18 protein-coding genes are annotated in these 18,047 nt (G+C 50.6%); 3 read left to right on the top strand and 15 right to left on the bottom strand.

Annotated elements, in window-relative coordinates:
* Positions 1 to 80: 80 nt before the first annotated feature.
* The 13 genes from HMPREF1986_RS04530 to HMPREF1986_RS04470 form a co-directional block, all read right to left on the bottom strand.
* A complete protein-coding gene (locus HMPREF1986_RS04530; RefSeq protein WP_021773599.1) occupies positions 81 to 1,274 on the bottom strand; it encodes a type VII secretion protein EssB/YukC in 1,194 nt (397 codons plus the stop codon).
* Entirely contained in the window at positions 1,265 to 1,534 is a 270-nt protein-coding gene (locus HMPREF1986_RS04525; protein ID WP_021773598.1) for a hypothetical protein, read from the bottom strand. Before HMPREF1986_RS04525 ends, HMPREF1986_RS04530 begins: the two co-directional genes overlap by 10 nt.
* A complete protein-coding gene (locus HMPREF1986_RS04520; RefSeq protein ID WP_155978770.1) occupies positions 1,531 to 1,983 on the bottom strand; it encodes a hypothetical protein in 453 nt (150 codons plus the stop codon). The genes HMPREF1986_RS04525 and HMPREF1986_RS04520 overlap by 4 nt, the downstream gene beginning before the upstream one ends.
* 38 nt (positions 1,984 to 2,021) lie before the next feature.
* Positions 2,022 to 2,558: a hypothetical protein gene (locus tag HMPREF1986_RS04515; protein ID WP_021773596.1), complete on the bottom strand. Its 537-nt coding sequence runs from the start codon at positions 2,556 to 2,558 to the stop codon at positions 2,022 to 2,024.
* 76 nt (positions 2,559 to 2,634) lie between these two features.
* Positions 2,635 to 3,072, bottom strand: coding sequence for a hypothetical protein (locus tag HMPREF1986_RS04510; protein WP_155978769.1), 438 nt, complete (start codon positions 3,070 to 3,072; stop codon positions 2,635 to 2,637).
* A 157-nt stretch (positions 3,073 to 3,229) separates the two neighbouring features.
* Positions 3,230 to 4,429 (bottom strand): hypothetical protein, encoded by a 1,200-nt coding sequence (locus HMPREF1986_RS04505; protein WP_021773594.1) that lies wholly within the window; start codon positions 4,427 to 4,429, stop codon positions 3,230 to 3,232.
* A 214-nt stretch (positions 4,430 to 4,643) separates the two neighbouring features.
* The gene (locus HMPREF1986_RS04500; RefSeq protein ID WP_021773593.1) at positions 4,644 to 5,105 is read right to left on the bottom strand and encodes a hypothetical protein; all 462 of its coding nucleotides are present in this window, start codon (positions 5,103 to 5,105) and stop codon (positions 4,644 to 4,646) included.
* Between the two features lie 9 nt (positions 5,106 to 5,114).
* Complete coding sequence (locus HMPREF1986_RS04495) at positions 5,115 to 10,655, bottom strand: DUF6531 domain-containing protein (RefSeq protein ID WP_021773592.1); 5,541 nt, start codon at positions 10,653 to 10,655, stop codon at positions 5,115 to 5,117.
* A gap of 82 nt (positions 10,656 to 10,737) precedes the next feature.
* Entirely contained in the window at positions 10,738 to 11,028 is a 291-nt protein-coding gene (locus HMPREF1986_RS04490; protein ID WP_021773591.1) for a hypothetical protein, read from the bottom strand.
* Between the two features lie 41 nt (positions 11,029 to 11,069).
* Complete coding sequence (locus tag HMPREF1986_RS04485) at positions 11,070 to 11,435, bottom strand: hypothetical protein (RefSeq protein WP_036599332.1); 366 nt, start codon at positions 11,433 to 11,435, stop codon at positions 11,070 to 11,072.
* The gene (locus tag HMPREF1986_RS04480) at positions 11,422 to 11,802 is read right to left on the bottom strand and encodes a hypothetical protein (protein ID WP_155978768.1); all 381 of its coding nucleotides are present in this window, start codon (positions 11,800 to 11,802) and stop codon (positions 11,422 to 11,424) included. The genes HMPREF1986_RS04485 and HMPREF1986_RS04480 overlap by 14 nt, the downstream gene beginning before the upstream one ends.
* A gap of 101 nt (positions 11,803 to 11,903) precedes the next feature.
* Positions 11,904 to 12,212, bottom strand: a complete 309-nt coding sequence (locus HMPREF1986_RS04475) for a WXG100 family type VII secretion target (RefSeq protein WP_155812543.1) — start codon at positions 12,210 to 12,212, stop codon at positions 11,904 to 11,906.
* Positions 12,213 to 12,369: 157 nt separating this feature from the next.
* Complete coding sequence (locus HMPREF1986_RS04470) at positions 12,370 to 14,529, bottom strand: hypothetical protein (RefSeq protein WP_021773589.1); 2,160 nt, start codon at positions 14,527 to 14,529, stop codon at positions 12,370 to 12,372.
* 324 nt (positions 14,530 to 14,853) lie between these two features.
* Between HMPREF1986_RS04470 and HMPREF1986_RS13375 the strand changes: the two genes are divergently transcribed.
* The 3 genes from HMPREF1986_RS13375 (at position 14,854) to HMPREF1986_RS04455 (ending at position 16,526) form a co-directional block, all read left to right on the top strand.
* A complete protein-coding gene (locus HMPREF1986_RS13375) occupies positions 14,854 to 15,144 on the top strand; it encodes a hypothetical protein (protein WP_207636977.1) in 291 nt (96 codons plus the stop codon).
* Positions 15,089 to 15,694, top strand: coding sequence for an RNA polymerase sigma factor (locus HMPREF1986_RS04460; RefSeq protein ID WP_021773587.1), 606 nt, complete (start codon positions 15,089 to 15,091; stop codon positions 15,692 to 15,694). Before HMPREF1986_RS13375 ends, HMPREF1986_RS04460 begins: the two co-directional genes overlap by 56 nt.
* 157 nt (positions 15,695 to 15,851) lie before the next feature.
* Entirely contained in the window at positions 15,852 to 16,526 is a 675-nt protein-coding gene (locus tag HMPREF1986_RS04455) for a hypothetical protein (protein ID WP_155978767.1), read from the top strand.
* Between the two features lie 232 nt (positions 16,527 to 16,758).
* Here the strand turns inward: HMPREF1986_RS04455 and HMPREF1986_RS04450 are convergent, their stop codons facing one another.
* Both HMPREF1986_RS04450 and HMPREF1986_RS04445 read right to left on the bottom strand, forming a co-directional pair.
* Positions 16,759 to 17,226: a hypothetical protein gene (locus HMPREF1986_RS04450; protein ID WP_036599330.1), complete on the bottom strand. Its 468-nt coding sequence runs from the start codon at positions 17,224 to 17,226 to the stop codon at positions 16,759 to 16,761.
* 120 nt (positions 17,227 to 17,346) lie between these two features.
* The coding region (locus HMPREF1986_RS04445) for a lipase family alpha/beta hydrolase (protein ID WP_021773584.1) at positions 17,347 to 18,047 on the bottom strand (701 nt) is incomplete at its 5' end.

The raw sequence follows: 18,047 nt of genomic DNA, 5'->3' as shown, positions 1-18,047 counted from the left end.
CTTACTTTTCCATCTGTCAGCGTCACAGAAGCTGCGGGCAAAGCAGAAAAAGGCCCGACCGTCCGGGGAACTCTCTGCCGTTATGGGTGAGTCTGATCCGCCCCCTCTGCTAATGAAGACTCAGCGGATGACGGCAGCGTGCCCCGCTCCTCACTCTCTGCGCTGTCATCCTGTTCCTCTCCGAGAATTCCCTCCGAGAGAGAGGAGATCCTGTCCGAAAGCTCCTTCAGCCGTTTTTCCTTCTCCTCCCCGGAAATCTTCTCGTTCAGCTCCAAAAGATATCTTTCTTTCAGAAGGGCATAGAGCAGAAGCTGATCCTCCGACATCTGCATCGCGAGATTCTCCGCCTCCGACAGCTTCGATCTCCCGTAATTGATCCAGTATTCCAAGAGCTTCGGATTCCCCCTTATGTCAAGTGCGGAAAGAATATTCCCCTTCTGCTCCTCACTGAGATTCTCGCTCTTCACATAGGAAAGCGCCAGGATATACCTCTGATACGGTTTCAGCCGCCTGAGGGATATCCCGGACAGATCATCGATGACTCCCACATAATCCGTCTGGAGATAAGCATATACCGCCTTGTCCACAGCCTTCTCATAAGGCCGCTGATAAAAAAGCTGATATGCAAAAAACAAAAGGAGGAAGAAGGAAAGTATGCCGCTTCCGAGCATCCCGAGCCGCCTCCTTTTTTCGCTTCTCCGATCTACCAGAATCTTATATCTTCGGATCTCCTCCGTTCTTCGCCGGTATTCTGTCTCCAGGATATCCTGGATCTCCCCCGGCGATCCGGCCTGCTCCACTTCCCGGAGAAAACCATGCTCCCGGAGAAGATCTCCGCCGCCTTGAAGGAAGTCCTTGTAACTGTACTTCTCCTGCAGGCTGTATCCGATGAGTGCCTGATATTCTTTTAGAAAACGCTCTTCCGCGCTCTCCTCCTCTTCCTCCGGGAGATCCCGAAAGAGGACATAGGCCCTGTGCCGGATATCAAAGTAAAGATTGTCCGGGGAAAGCGAAAAAGAGAGTCGGGAAAGAGACGAATAAAGCTCCGCGATATCCGAAAGAGCCGAAAGCCTCTCCTCATATCTCTCCTCCCGGATCAGACAAAAAGACCTCTTTCCGGAGATTTCATAGGAAAGTTCCACCTCCTCCGCATCCTCTATGAATTCTCCCGGCAAGAAGCCCGGCGCCCCAGACAGAATCCGGCGGTACTGAAAGCTGTCCCTTGCGCGAAGCTCCGCCTTTCGAAAGCTCAGCATTTTCTCCTTCAGCTCCATAGCTCTCCTCCAACCAGACTCCCATCTCGAAGCAGGATGATATCCCCATTATAAATCCCCGCCTCCCTCCAGCTTAAAAAGGGATTGATAAAACGCCTTCTCCTCAGGCTAAAGACCGGCCTCTCGAAGCTTCGGCATAATCCCTCCGCCTCTGACACCACCTCCAGAGTCCGTCGGATCTGCTGTGTGTCCTCCGCCTGGATATCAATCTCTCTCTCCCTCTCTCCCTGTAAGAAGCGAAGGCTTATGCTCTGTCTCATCTCCCCCTCTCCCTCCTGTCCTTCCGTCCCCAAGATACCGATATTCCTATACAGAGAAAAAAGAAAAGAAGCAGCATTCCGGGCAGGATAATAGCATCCGTCCCGCCATCCGATTGCTGCTTCATCTCCTCCTTTCGATAGACCATCCCCTCCGACAAAAACAATCTATCCCTCAGCTTCCGCTCCTTCTCATCCAGCTTTTTCCCGGGGAGAAAGCTAAGATCCTCCATCAATTCGCTCCTCCGGGCCGCCTCCTCTCTCTTTCTCTCCTCCTGAAGCTCGTGAATCCGATCACTGAAAATCTCTATCCCATAGAGATCCGAAAGAGACGAATAGCTCTCTCTTCGCTCTTTTACGACAGAAGGATCCAAATGCAGCTCCGCCCCATAAAATTCTTCCGACTCCGGATTCTCGCTCTTCCTTCCCATCTCCGCTCTCGTTTCCGTCACTTCTTTATCCTCTGCCCTTCCCCAAAGAACAACCTTCTTCAAGTCAAGACACCGAATATCTCTAAAATGATAATCCCCTCACATACTGCTGTCAGAAGAGTGATCACCGTTAGAGTAAGGGTATATAGTATCAGCTCCCTATTGACGACCTTGGTTCTCCTCATGAAATAGATCAGCTCCCATAGCCTCGCGATATCCAGACTCAGTACCAAGCCGACGGTCCAGAAGGAAGTTATCAGCACAAAGTCCGCATTTTTTTTGCATATGAGATGCCGAATGATATAGGCATAGCAAAACAATGCCGCGCAGATACTATAGACCATGAGGATCAGATCCATAGCTGTTATCTGAAAATCTGTACCCATGTAGACGAGTCTTCGCAGGCTTTCACTCGGCCAGGACAGGTAAATGCCGGTATCCCAGCTCCTTCCGAAGGGTTTTTCCCAGATATCCTGCCAGCTTTTCTCCCGTTTCCGTCTCCTCCAGTTCAGGAAGAGATAGAGACCTATGGTGAGACTAAGGATCAGACCATATTTGAGGAAAAAATTGAATATCTTCGTCAGATTATACTCCATATTCCCTCCATCGATACCTATCAGTCTTCAAAGCGCCGCTCTATCTGCTTTCCGCCGCTGCTGCTTCCATCTGAATTCATTCATAATGATAGCGGAGCTCCGTATGCTTCAAGAGTATATTTCCCATGGTGACACCGGCAGAATATGTAACTGCAAAGCCAGGAAATATGATAAACATCCAATATAAATGAAGCATCCTATCCCTAAGCTCGATCTCCTCTACACTGTAAAACTCCGAGGGATTGGACGGGTTGTACCTGACTGCTGTTCTCTCAAAACTTTCCGTTCTCTCGAATAAAAAGGATTTATGCCGATAGATCTTTCCGTCCAGCTCCATTTCATAGATCGGAAAGCAAAAGAAACTTCCTTTTATGGAGATACAGTCATATCCTGCGACTGATGCTGTATTTTCGGCTGTCACAGCGCTAAAATCGATCCGCATTAGCTTGATCTGCTTATTCAGGCACCAAAACACGCCTCCTACGATAATGATATAGCAAATGCACTCTTTCAAAAACCCATGTTTCCTTTCCATCTTATACCCTCAGTTTGTTATCGGGCAGGCCTTCCTCCGCTCAGCTTAGATCAACGCAGCGGTCGATACCGCCGCTTTCCTCCTGATGATTTAAGCTCTGCTGTTCTTTGCAGTACCTTCCGACACCAGGCAGCAGTCAGATAGGCTCGTCAGGAAGCGATAAGGTCCTTCTGGAATTCAGCTTCCTGATGTATTTCCAGTCCTGCATCGGCAGCAGCAGCTTCTCCGGAATAATCCGAAAACTCTTCTCCTTCTCATCCAGAAGAATATTGAGGATATACTCTCCCATCGGCATTTTCCTGAGAGAAACCGCTCTGCATGACTTAAAACATAAATTATGCAGCTCCCCATCCAGCACAAAGCACATACTGCATGACTCATGATTCTTTTGGATCTGCGCCAGACCCAGATAAACATAATCATCCTCAAAATATTCCAACTTTATTTTTTCTGCTGCCGCAATCCAAAACGCCCCTATAATCCCTATGCCGATAAAAAATAAGGTTTTTCCATCAAACAAAAAAATATCCAATGCACGAATAAAATACAAAAGCATCACCACAAGGAGCGCCGCTGTTCCGCCTCTCAGCATTATTTTTGCTCTTATCTTTCTCGATAATTTCCCCAGGACTTTATTCAGCTTATCCGGATTTTTTTCTAATGCATGTTTCCATAAAAGACGGTTCAGCCGTTGTACTTCCTCTTCCCGTAAATCCCGCCTCCTCTGCTTATTGTCATCCTCTTTCCAATGATAATAACAATACGCATAATCCGGATCGGATAAGCTTCCCTCCGGACAGATTCCCGTCTCCCTCTCTATCCGGTGCATAAGTTCTCTCCACTCTCTTCTTGTAAGTAGGTTCATATCAAAGGAAATCTGACTGCCGTCATCTATTTCAAATAAGATCTCATTGGGAGAATTGAACCTATTGTGATAAAAAAATTCCAGAGGATGCCCCAGGATCTCTTTCGTCAGCCCATAACGTTTTAGCCGGCACAAAGAAATTTCATCTCTTCTCGTCTCGCATTCCCACTGTGGGTTTCTCTTGTCATAAAGGGAGCTCATCCGGCAAACTTTCATTTTCCCATCCTTTATATGAATGCCTTCCCACTTCGATGCGGAATGCAGCAGATATGCCAGACCGCCCCACACAAACACCGGGAAAGCGATACACAAAAGATATGCCAAAAGCACGAACTCCCCGTCCTCGTAAAATGCCTGCGTCTCCGACATCGTCCACAAGAGCCAGCTCAGACCGATCCACAGAAACACCTTTTCCAGCAGTTTGTTTCCCTCTATCCCAAATACTACTTCGGAACTCTGAATTTTTTCCATTGAGACCCTCGCTTGAATACTGTAATCTTTCCACACCCCAATAAATGATGAGATCTCCTTCCCGATAACGCAAGAAACAATTTCCTGTACCTGCGCATTCTCAGAAGTTCATTCTCCGCTGAAAGAATCAGATGTTTTTGATCGCATCCATGCCTATATATCACAGCCAGCCTTCCGAAGCCCCCTCTATCTGCTTATCCATCTCCATCCAAGCTCATTCGTAGTGATAGCGAAGCTCTGTATGCTTCAAGAGTATATTTCCCATGGTGACACCGGCAGAATATGTAACTGCAAAGCCAGGAAATATGATAAACATCCAATATAAATGAAGCATCCTATCCCTAAGCTCGATCTCCTCTACACTGTAAAACTCCGAGGGATTGGACGGGTTGTACCTGACTGCTGTTCTTGCAAAGATTTCTCTTTTTTCTTCAAATAAAAAGGATTTATGCCGATAGGTCTTTCCGTCCAGCTCCATCTCATAGATTGGAAAGAAAAAATTCTTTCCTCTCATGGAGAGACAGTCATATTCCACGACTGCCGCCGAATTTTCGGCTGTCACAGCACTAAAATCGATCCGCATTAACTTGATCTGCTTATTCAGGCACCAAAACACACCTCCTACGATAATGATATAACAAATGCACTCTTTCAGAAAATCCTGCTTCCTTTCCATCTTATTTCCTCAGCGTGTTATCGGGCAGACCTTCTTCCACTCAGATCTCAGCTTGTCAAGTAATGCCTTTAACCCCTTACTTATGGCTTCGCTGATACTCAATGTCGTAGACGCTATGGTTGCAGGCACTCCAAGTTTCACTGCATTCTCTCCTAGCTCTTTTATCAGTCTGCCCAATTCCAGCGAACATAGTACAGGAAATTTTTTCAGCATTTCCATGCTCTCTGCCCGAGTCAGGCCCTCAAAAGCTTGTCTGCTCTCTAACTGAGACAAGGCTGCCAACTGCGATATATTGGCGACACTTCCGGCAATCCTGGCTGCTATCGCGCCGATTATCCCTGCCTCAAGCATCCCCAGCACATGCCCTTCCACTCCCTTTTTCTCCCACCCCTTATTCCAGCTGGTTCTCAAGACGTAGTCTGCCTCCCCCAATATCACTCCATATTTTATCAGTGATGAAGCCCCCATACTGCTTCCGGAAGCCGCTCCCAAAAACATTCCACTCACGGTATCCACGATGATATTCGTCGGATGCCATCCATCTCCTCTTAGATAGGAAATAATTTCACTCACTGTTGAACCGATAAAGGAAAGGCCTCCCCCTATTCCCATGCCGAGTTTCACAGCATTCGTCGATCCGATAAGCCCCTTTGCCATTCCACTGACAGGCGCTGTATTTGCAAGGAAAGTACAGACTCCGGCCCCGATTCCTGCAAAAACTCCCGCAGCCGCTCCGGTAAGTCCGTTGATCAGCGCCTTTTTCGCAGAAATCTTTCTTCCGCTTATCCAGTCATCGACAACGGTCGCTGTGGAACCGACGGCAAATCCCGTTCCCGCACAGATCGCCACCGTCGCTGCCAGTCCCAGGGGCGCCGCGAAAGCCGCTACCACCATTATGGCTACTCCGGTGATAATCTCCACCTTGTGGTCCCCCACCCACTTCCCCACCTTGGAAAGTCCCTGCGAAATTCCCTTTCCGAGCTTTCGGAGGCTCGGAAGCTTGGGAAATGCCCCGTCGGGATCCACAAGCTCCAGCGGATTTCCCCAACAATAGGTATAGCGGTTCAAGCTGAAGGGTGCAGAGAGGAAGCCCCTCACAAGGTCCATTCCGTCGAAGCGCCCGGTCTCCGGGCGGTACTGTCTCGCCTGCGCATAATATGTCCCGGCGACTTCATCCCACAGATAGCCGGTAAAGCCGAAGGGCTGAGAAATTCCCTCTTTCCCTTCGCTCCGCCCCCATTCTCTTTCTGACTGGCCGCAGGCCATTCCAAACTCATCCCGACGATAGAGCGCCCGGTCCCTTCCCGTTTGGTCTGTCAGTCTCTCCACACTCCCAAGCGCATCGCTCAGGTAATAAAGCCCCTCCTTCCTCTCTCCTCTGTCGAGCAGAATAGCGGCTTCCTCTTCCTCATCATAGATATAATTCTGGCAGTGCAAAAGCGCAGGATTTCCTTCCATCTCTCCGCCTCCGCAGATCCTCTCCGTCTTTGCAAGGAGATTATGCCAGACTCTCGTCCCGTCGATGAGATAAGAGCTGCTTCTCCTCTGCCCGGACGGAAGCTTCTCCTCTCCCCGGATTCTCTGTCCCAAGCTGTTATAGCAGTAGCTTATGCTGCTCCCATCCGCATCCTCTGCTCCGCTCATCCTCCCGAAGCCGTCATAGCGATACCGCTTTTGGATGCGCCCCTGTCTCCGGATCTCCGTAAGCTTCCCCCGGTGATCGTAGAAATAGTCTGTCGCACCGCCGTCCTCCTCCCGCTCGGAGATCAGCTGATCCAGCGCATTGTACTGATAAGCGGTCCTTCTCTCCCTTCCCGCGATCTGCTCCGTCTTTTCCGTCCGATTTCCGAAGCTGTCGTAACGGTAATTCCGAAGGCATACTCCATCCTTCTCCACACAGCACAGCCTGCCGAGCGCATCGTAACGGTAGGAATAGATGCCGTTTTCCTCCTCTGCTCCCCTCCGGTAGCGTTCCTCCTCACTTCGGTTTCCCAGACGGTCATAGCGGAAGCGGTAGGATTCTATCCTTTCCTCTCCTCTCATATGGAGAAGCTCTGTCAGCCGCCCCAGCCTGTCATAGCGATAGCTGCTGCGCATGCCGTCTCCATAGCGCTTTTCCGAAAGTCTACCCTCTTTTCCGTAGTGGTATTCGATCTTTTCCGTCCCGGAGGAGAGGGAGACCAATCTCCCCAGAGAATCATAGCGGTACACCGCCTCCGTGCCGTCCGGATAGCTTATGCTGCGTTTTCTTTCCTTCTCATCATAGTAATAAGAAAGCGTATCTCCCTCGGCATTCACCATCCTCCGAACTCTGCCCGCATCATCATAGTCCGCGTGCAGAATCCCGCTCCAGTCCTCCGCCCTCATCAGATTCCCGTGCGCATCATAAAGGAAGCGGGCCTCAAGCTCCCCTCTCCCCGTATCTCCCTCTCTCTTTGCCCGGACAGCGCTCAGATTCCCATCTCTCCCGTAGGAAAAAGCAATGCGATGTCCCTCTGCATCGATCTTCTCCAGTAATCTCCCATAGCCGTCATAGCGGAAGCTTTCTTTCTCCCCCAGTGCATTCTCGATCTCCTCCACCTGTCCGGATAGATTCCGGAGATAACGGGTTACACGGCTTTCCCGATTTCTCTTCCTGGCCCGCAAAAGCTCCGGATCAAGCCCCGGAAGCTCCTCCACCACAGACTGCGCTGCGCCGTCCGCTCTTCCCTTCTGTCTAATTTCGACGAGTTGATCCATCGCATCATAGTGATACTCTGTGAGTCCGCCGAGAGCATCTCTCACGGAGGCGAGTCTTCCGCTTTTCGTATATCCATAGCTTGTCTCCTGCCCCTCCGCATCGATTTGCTTTGTCACACGCCCCAGGGCATCATAACAAAATGTCTTCTTCTCCCCGTCCGGGGCTGTGATCTCTGTAATCCGGTTCAGGCAGTCATAATGATAGCGCAGGATCTCTCCCTTCCCATCTGAGAGAGAGCTGAGATTCCCCTCTTTGTCGTAGCAAAAGCGCTCAAGCTGCCCGTCCGGGTATAAGATCTCCTTCAGTCTTCCGCCTCTTTCATAGGTATAGACTGTCTTATTCCCCTCCGAATCTGTGACACTGGCGATCTGCCCCAGGGCAGTGTAGCTGTAGCATGTCCTTCTCCCAAGGGCGTCTGTCTCCGACAGCAGCTGTCCCGCCGCATCATAGGTATAATGGCTTCCGCGCCCCTCCGAATCGACGATACTCTCCAAATTTCCGTCCGCATCGTATCTTTTTTCTGTCCTTCTCCCGAGAGGATCTATCATGGCTGTCTCCCGATCCAGAGCGTCGTACTCATAGCGGATCCTCTCCCCATAGGCTCCCCTCTCCTCGGTTCGCATCCCGGTGGCATCATAGGCGTAGGAGAGCTCCGCGCCGTCCGGCAGCGTAAGTCTCGTGAGCCTTCCCGAGAGATCATAGTGGTAGCGGATCTTCCCTCCGTTAGGGCGGGTCTCCTCCCTCAACCTCCACATCTGATCATAATGATAGTCCGTCTCCTCCCCGTTCGGATCGATCCATTTGCTGAGCTGGTTTACAGAGTTGTACTTCAGCTCGCTCTTCGTTCCGTCGAAGTCAATCAGTGCACAGAGCTGTCCGTTTTCCGTGTAGCGGAAATACCGGCTGTCTCTGGCGGCATTGGTCACAGCGCTGAGCTGTCCCGCTGCGTCATAACGATACTTCGTGCGGTTCCCGTTCCCGTCCTCACTCTCAATCCTTCGGTTCAGGCCGTCATAGCGGAAGCGCCGCCTCCCTCCGAACGCATCGCGAATTTCCGTCAAATTCCCTCTCTCATCATAAGAAAGTTCGGTCTCACTCCCGTCCATTTCCCGGATCCGTATCGGACGGTCCTCCCCGTCATAGGCAATCTCCCGGCTTCTTCCCAAAGCGTCGATACTACGGATCAGTCTCCCTCTCATATCATAGACATTGGTCTGGCGCCGTCTCCCGTTCAGACTGAACGCAAGAAGTCGATTCCCGCTGTCATAGGTGAAATTCAGTTTTTCCCGCTTTGCATTCACAATCTGTGTGATATTTCCGTGGTCATCGTAGCGGAAGCGCGTTCTTCTGCCTTTTCTGTCTGTCACGAGCGTCCTCTGCCGGAAGCGGTTATATTCATATCGCTCCGTGCCGTCTCGGTCCCGGATTTCTGTGGTGAGGAAATTTTCATCGTGAAGATAGGTCCTCTCGTTTCCGTTTTGCTCTGTGAGAACCACCTCTCTCTTCTCCTCGCTGTAGCGATAGCGCATCCTCCCGCCGTCTGGAAAGTCCTGCCTCGTAGTCCTCCCCTTCTCATCAAAATGATTCCGAACGGTGACGATACCGCTCCGGTTCGTGACTGCATCCATCCTTCCCGCTTCATCATAATGATAGCGGAAACGCTTTCCCAGAACATCCTCCACCTGAGAGAGACGACCGTCCCGATAGAAAAAGCGCACTGTCCTTCCCGCCTGATCGAAGAGCGCAGAAAGACGCGGATTCCCAGAACCCGCTTTCCCCCTGTTCTGGTAACGGTATTCGAAAAAGCTTCCATTTCCGGTGGAGACTCTGTGGAGCCTTCCCTCACGGTAGGAAAAAAGGAGAGAAACTTTCCCCTGCTCCCGAATCTCGGAGATCCACCAGGATCTCCTCTCCTTCTTCCCATCTTCCGGAAGAAAGACATATTCCAACCCCTCCGGAGTGCTATAGATATATTTGTGCTCTCCTTCTCCATCCCCGCAGGGAAGCCGCCGGAGCTTTCCTCTTCTTCCATAGCGGGGAAAATACTCTTCTCCCGACTTCTCCCAGACCTCTTCCTTCCCTTCCTCCATCCGCATCCGGAGGCATCCTCTCTCCTCCCGGATCGAAAGCTCGTAATTATGACTCCAACCAGTTCCGAGCACACCCTCCCTCACATCGGCCGCATTATAGGTCCTCTGAAAGTAAAGGGGGTACTGGCCTCCGATCGAGAGATCCTCCTTTTCATAGTAAAGGTTTCCCGTCGAGAGGTTCACGGGATCCGCGCTGCTCTCACAGACTCCCCTGTTCTCGCCGTTTAAGGAAGCAAGCTTTTCCCTCATTTCCTCCAGGGAGGCGCTGATTCCCTCTTGGAAATCGGACTGCAGCTTCTCGAGGATCCTTGTCATCTCCTCTATCCCGCCGGCCTCTGTTTCTCTGCCGATCATATCCTCCAAAGAGCTTACATAGGAGCTGATGTTCCTCATCCGATCTGCCGCGCTCCGGAGCTTTTCCGCCCCGGCTCTGTCATCAGGAAAGACCGATCCGATGAGAGCAGGAATCTTCTTCTGGAAAAGCTCCGCAGTCTCAAGATATCCTTCGTTCCGAATCGTATCGATCAGATCTGAGGCAAGTTGCCTCACCTCAGATCCATCGATCCCCTCCGGCAGGCGGGATGCCTGTTCCCGGACGGTCCGCAGGTTTCCATGGAACCAGCTGCTCAACTCCTCCGCCTTCTCCATAGCCTTTTTCCCGCGGCCAAGAAGCTCTGTCAGATCCTCTCGATCAAATGCCCGATCCCGCTCTGCCTCCATCTCTCTCCTCCTGTCTGTCTCTTACGCTTTCCCTTGCCTTCCTATCCCTACTCTCTTCCTTCTCCCTGCTGCTTTTCTTCCCTCAGCTTATCTTGTCGGCGGAATAGATCCGATCCAACGCCCGGAACTGAGTCGACGCGCTCTCCAGATGTTTCCCAAGCTCCAGAAGAAGCTTACCGATCAAAAGTGCCGCTTCATGACTGCTCCGGATCGCCGGCTCAATCTCATTGACAAAGCGTCCCCGGGACTGCCGAAGACTCCCCTGTATCTCAGACAGATGCTTCTCCCCCTCCTGCTCTAATCTACTCTTATAGATCTCCTGCAGCTTCGATACCGTCTCCGAAACTTTGCTGTGCTGAATCCTGATATTCATCTTGAGCTTCCCTCCAAATATCGCACCTCTCCCGCACTTTCCTATATGCTGTCATCCTCCGAAAGCTTTTCTCCATAATCTTTGAGATCGGTCTCTATCTCCAAGGCAGTCTCCCGGTATCGATCGAGCGCGGTCTGCAAATGATTCAAGATATTCACAGCAGCCATAGAGCTCAGATCTGCATGAAAACCGTCTTCCCCTTTCAGAAGCTCCCAAAGAGCGGACATCATATCTTCGATGGCCTTCTGCTCAGCTTCCTGCATCTCCTTTGTGAGAGTCTGCACCCGGCTGTACTCCCCCGCGCGGAGATTGACCTGCTCCTCCGCGGGCAGCAGACCACCGGAGGACAGTGCCATCCGGCTCACAATCGGAGTCCATGTATTTCCGTCCCGATTATAGTTCATCATAGAGGGCATCTATCCTTTCCTGCAATTCATCCGCCTTATCCTGAATCCTGTCGATCAGATCCTGCAATGCCTCCGTGAAATTCTCCGCCTCCCTGTTTTTTCCATCCATGTATTCCCGACACTGCACAAAGTCCTCCCGAAAGCGAGAGGCACAATTCCCCTCATTCCTGTTCAGGATCACTACATTATTCGTGATCTCTCTCCCCCTGAGCCCCATGGACTCCCTCTCCCACTCCTGTATCCTCGCGCTTTCCCGATTTTTCTGGGTCTGCAGGGAATATCTCACCATTTCGCATTTTCTTTTTCTCCGGGTCAGATCCCGGATCTGCCGTAAAATCCGTCTTCTGCGGCGCTCTTCTCTATCCATGGGAAATCCCCCCCGATCCTGTCCCTGTTTCTGTCCCTTCGCGGCTGGGAGACCCCGAAAAAGGGCCCCCAAACCGCCGCAAAGAGCTTCTGAAAATGCTCCTAGCTGCTTACCTTCGAAGAAGAGTAGGACTGATCCAGAGCCTGCATATCTCTTGAATAATTCTCCACCTGCGTGCTCAGCTCGTCCACCACCGTCGAGGTCTGCGTCACATTCTTCGCAAGCTTCTCATAATCCTCTCGAAACACCGGACTCGCCGAGGCGGTCCAGTTATCGCACATGCCATTGACATCCGCACTCAGAGATGTCATCAGCTCACGAAGCTGCTCTGCCTTTGCCTTTGCATTCCTGGCCGTTGCCTCCAGCTCGGAATAGCTCATCGCCAGACGGTCTCCACCACCTAATTGCATCTTCAATTCCTCCTTTCCCAAAATCCTGATCTCCTGCCCGGCTCTCCTGAAGGATGCCGAGACAGCTTTTTCTATATCTATAACTCCAAAAGCCGAACAGGAACAAAAGTGACTCGGCAGGCGGAGCTATATTCCTTTTATGAGAAGTCTGCTCCTTCTAAAGCTTTCTCCTTCTTTTCCGAAGTCTCTTCCCAGCGAAAAAGATGCCTGCGGAAGCCGCGAGGCTTCCAATCGCGAGATAGAATGCGCCTTGGTGATGCTGCCCACTTTTTCGGCGATCCCCTCTTATCCCCCCATACTCAGGTTCTTCATCACCGAGTCGCTGAAGCTTCACTGGATTTACCATAAAATCATAGGCCTCGGTGTGCTCCAGTGTTCCCAGCCTGGTATACGAAAGTTTTTCCGAAAACGCCTTCAAAATGATGCTGTTCTCCCGATGGGAGCGCTCTTTGGATTCCCTGATGGAATCGATCATCGAATCGATATTTTCTGCACTCTTCGATTCCGCTTCCGACAGCGCACTCGATGCGGCATCCATGCAGCGCTCTGCCGCGTCACGGGCTCCCTCCTCATATTTCATAGCCTCTTGCTCACGAAGCTCCATCGTGTGCTCTTCCTGCTCCCGCTCTTCTCGAAAGCTATGAACGGCGCTTTTTAAAGCTTCCCCCTCATGATATGAGAAAATCCCGGCCTCCCCTCCTTGTCCCTCCGTCAAGGAGCGAAGTCTCTCCCTCATTTCATCCAGCTTCTCCTTTTTTCGAGAGGATTCCCCTATGGCAGTCCGTCTCTCCTTCCTCTGAACATGCCCCTCTCCTTCCTCCTCTTCCCCAGCGGAATGTACGGCAGAAAAAATACTCTCCGCGGATTTTTGAAGGATGGAATCCTGCTTTAAGAGAGGAGGCAGCGTGATTTCCTGTTTTGGAAGCTCTGCCGCATTCTGTGCGCTCAGCGTAAGGAATACATTTTGCTCCGGACTCCTCTCCGGATCCAGCGCCCCTACGGCAGTCTTTAGAATCGTTTGACAAGGGAAAATCGGAAAAGGCGGAAGGGGCGTTCCATCCTCCAGATTCGAAGCGGTCGATATGGGTAATGCAGGAAAAGAATGCGCTTCCGGCCCCATCAATACGAAGGAGCTTGCGGGCGGGATCACACTTGGCGTAGAAGACTGAAGCTGATACAGCCACCGAGAGAGGGAGCCTTGGTAAATTTCAGAAGCCCGGCTCAGATCCCTTTGATTTTCATTCTGAATTCTTTGTAATTCCCTGTCCGCCTCTCTCTGATAAGAGAGATAGGATGCCTGATTTTCATTCCGGACGATCTCCTGCAGCTTCGGAAGGATTCGCCCGAGCTCTTCCGCGGCGATCCGCTGATCCTGCGCTCTTTGGTTCTCGAGGAGCTCCCGGAGCCTTTCTTCCACAAGCTCCCGCTCTTCCCTCCGGGCCTTCCGATCGGAAGCAGAACGGCTCAGATCCTGTTCTTCCGCTGTGTTCCGCTCCTCATCCCCGTCAATGTGCTCTGTCTCCCTCTCCTCCATCCGATCCAGTGCATTCGAAATCTCCTTAAGAGCTCTGTCATAGTCCTCTCTGGCATCGAGAAAGCCTCGGACAGAACGCTCCAGATTTTCTGTCAGAAGCTCCCCCGCGGAGGATGCGAGATCAAGCGCCGGATAAAATTTTGCAGCCTTTTCTGTCTCCTCTGGAAATCCTAATTCCGAAACAGAGGGAGAAAACAACGGCTTCCAAAGCGGCTCCACCTCCAGGGAAAGGATGTCCTTCAGCTCCTTTTCGTCATTTTTCAGGATAATTTTGCTCTCATCCTGGGCCTCATGAAAATCTCGAAGAATTGCCCTCACGTAAAGATACGAGGTATTCGCATTTAAGCGGGACTGGAAATCCCTGAGCTCCAAAACGGTGTCCGCCTCCCTCTCAGGATCAAGGCTCGGGCTCAAAGCATAGCTGATCGTCGCCTTATCCGGTCTTTTGTTGATACTCTCGACCGATCGGGAAAAGCTTGCCGGAATCACAAGATAGGCAGCGAGACGGCCCTCCCGGATCCCATCCCTTGCCTCGGAAAGAGAAGTGCTGACATAACTCTTATCGTCATAATCGATCAAGGTCTTCGCATAGCAGATCTTCGCTGCTCCCTCTCCGACCCCCTCATCCAGATTAACGACAGCGATTTTTCCACGAAAGGGCTTCAGCACAGATGACAAGTCTTCTGCGGGATACTGTCCTCTCCCTCCCAGGTAAAGTCCGAAGCTGAAGATAGAGAGAGCCAGAAAGGCCGCTGCAATTTTTCGATCCATCGCTCCCGCCATTCTGCCACCTCTCATCCTGTTGCTCTACAAAAAGTACTGTCAAATCATGAAATCGGCATTTTTCTGCTTTTAGACTAGCACTGTCTTCCCTTTCTGAATTGAATATTCTGTTGCAATTTTATTACAATAATATTTTATTTGAATTTTATTTTAATCATATATTTTATAGATAATATCTATATCTTTACCTCTCCCATGACCATCTATAAGAAGAGCATAAAGCTTTCGATCCATACTTTGTCTACCGGCCCGTCATGCGGAATATATTCCTTCCGATCAGGATCAAATCCGAAACGATGAGCAGCTGCTTTCCCCGGGAAGCTAATGTGTACTTCGGTATACCCTATACCCCTCTTTGAGAATAAGAGCGTTGACTGTATCATCAAGATATTACAGTTTATAGAGAATAGAAAAAATGCTCTCTGTTTCTGGAAAATGAACCGAATTCCTCCCCCGGGGATCTTATTAACAGAGGCAGCAAAAAAGCGCAGCAGGAAGGCAGGCTTTGACAGCGGAAAAGCCACACAGCATATGAAGGAAGCACAAAGGAGACCGCCTGATGATGACAGAGATAAAAGACTTCCAGCAGGAAGAGAAAAAAGATTTTTTCGATAGGGAAGCCTTTGACCGACTCTACGAGGAATATCATCTCCTGCTCTACCGAAGCGCCCGCCTCATGCTCGCAAATCCCCATGATGCGGAGGATGTGCTCCAGGAAACCTTCCTCGCGGCCTACCTGCATCGAAAGGAGCTCCGTGACCCCGCAAAGCTTCGAAGCTGGCTTTTTCGCATCATGGTGAATAAAGCGCACCGGATCGGGGCGAAATCTTCCCGTGAAACGGCCATAGAGGATATACGGGAATGGATCGATCGGTATACGGGACCGCAATCCTCCGGGATGTCCGGGCTTGAGGATCTCCCCCGGCGGCTAGACATCAGGGATGCTCTTTTGGAGATGGAAGAAAAGCTGCGCACAGTCCTGGTTCTCTACTATTACGGAGAGATGTCTGTGAAGGAAATCGCGGGAATATGCGGCTGCTTCGAGGGAACCGTGAAATCACGGCTTCACAGAGGCCGAAAGGAGCTCCGAAAAATACTGGATCTTTCAGAGCCGGAAATGCAGCGGGCAGAAGAAGCAGAAAAGGAGGTCAAAAGCCATGCATAAAATCAACTCCGAAGGCGACTTTCTTTCGGATCAGAACATCAGGGAATCCCTCAAAGCCGCGGTCTCAGAATTCCGTCCCTCCGACCTTTGTAAGAGCCGGATCGATGCATCTATCTCCTCTTTACAGGACTCCGAAAAAAGAAAGGATGGCAAGACTATGAACAAGATGACAAAGACCGCGGCGCTCATCGCCGCCTGCGCTCTGATCGGCGGAATGGGCGTCTTCGCCGCCGGAAAGATCACAGGGACCATGGTGAGCAGCTATTCTGATTATGACTACTGCCGCTACAGCGACCTGGAAAAAGCGGAGAAAAAGGCCGGATATCAAATCCAGGCTCCGGAAAAGCTTTCCGAGAGCTGCCCAATGGTTGGAATCCGGCTTCTGGAGATCTCTGACACCGATGACGATGGGAACAGCTACAACGGTCGAAAGGGGATTGAGCTTGAATACCGGGCGGAAAACGGCAGAGGAGAGAGTCTGAGCTTCACTGCGGAGCCGATCCCTGCCGAAGCAAAGCCGCTCTCTGAGGAAAGCTCCTATCAGGAGGTGTGGGAGATCAACGGGCAGAAGGTCTATTATCTTAGAACAAGGACCCTGTTCCTCCCCCCGAATGAAAAGCCGAGCGAAGAGGAGAAAGCCTTGGAAAGAGACGACCCCTTCTTCCAGATCAGCTATGGAAGCGAAAAGAGAGAGCAGATCGAAAGTACCTCTCTCATCTTCCGTTCCGGCGCTGTCCAGTACACCCTTTTCGACTTCGGTGCCCACTTCAGCACCGAGGAACTGCACCAGTTTGCCGAAAGGCTTCTGGAGGAGAAAAAGTCTATTTCATGACTTCCTCGACACTGACCTTTCGAACCTCTCTCAAGGAGAGAGAGACCGTATTAGCAGCGCGGCGATGGCGGCTCAGGCTGCCTCGCCGTTCATCCGAGCCTTAAACTCATCGGGGATCGGAGGAGCACCGTGCATTACGCTCTTAAAAAAACAGAAGAAGTTTTCCGATTAAAGCTTCCTTTCCGCGCCGAGATATCCATTTATCTCCCGGGATAGAGAAAAGTAGGAAATATCAATCCATCGGATGCATTTTCTCCCACTTCTCCATATTTTCCTTATATTTCTTCTTGAGCTTATCACACAGCCAAAAAATCATATCGAAAATAAACAGCCATGCCGCCACACGAACCACGGTCCCCAGAAGCAGTGGACCCAAGAAACCGGAAGGAATATTAGTATCTATAAACATGTCATATAGTGCATATATCGTGATAACAGCCGCGAGTGCACCATCTGTACACGCAAAAATCAAATAAGCAGAGGCATTCACTTTAATTTCTTTGACAATAGCAATCATGATAAAGCATATACATAGAATATATAGCGATGGGATTATAAACAGCAGGCAGAAAATAGATACTTCTGAAAAAAATTCCGTGGAATCCGGCAGATCTGTTACCTTCATCATACCAGCTTCTACACAAGTACACAAAATGGATATTGCTAATAAAGCAAGCGCCCTCCCCCAATATTTCAGCATGTCTTTCCCTTTCTGTCATAGACACCAAGCCCGAAAAATGATCCACTCAAGCTTCTCTTCAAAAAATATGAGGATGAACATAAAATTCGGGAGATCAATGAGTTTCTGAAAAGCCAAATATCATGATCCTCCCCTACTTTCTCCAATATCTTCATTCTCCGTCGGGAGCATGGCTCTGTTGATCAGGATATTCACGATATTGTCCAGAATACTGTTCCCCCTCTTGTCACGCAGGTGATCTGCCTCCGAGCTGAGCTTTACATGTTCTCCTTTGACGTATAAACGAAATCTATTCCTGATCTTTTCATCTTTACATAATCGAAGCCCCATACTAGAGGAAAAAAAAGGGGACCGTTCCGTCTCCGCAAGTTTTCTCTCTCTTCCATTTCCCAAGACTTCTTCTGTCAAGACTGCCTGAATCAGCTTGGGAGCTCCTTCATAGGGTGTTCCCAGAGTGATGATTTTCCCGATCTTAGAACGGATCGAACGGTCAATATACTTTACACTGCGGCTTCCTTTGCTCAAGGGAAGTGCGACATAGCCTGCATAGAGTGCAGAGATTACAAGCCCTCCCATGGAATGCCCGATGAGGTCTACCTTTTCATATCCCTCCCTCTGGCAGAGTGTTTCGATAGATTCGGAGCTGCCAAAGGCCTGGAGGCCTGGCTTTGGGATTTTTTCCCTTCCTGAGAGCTCCTGTCTTTTGTTTACTGCGGTATCAGGCTGAGACAGTTTTCCGTTTTTCGAGGCTTTTCGGCTGGATATAGAGATCTCCCAAAATGCACGGGGGCGGACTCCCCGGGTGGGATAGAAATCCTGAG

Source organism: Oribacterium sp. oral taxon 078 str. F0263, from assembly GCF_000469565.1.
Lineage (GTDB): Bacteria > Bacillota > Clostridia > Lachnospirales > Lachnospiraceae > Oribacterium.
Note: the sequence above shows the minus strand (reverse complement) of the source record. Positions and strands in the feature narration are given on the sequence as shown.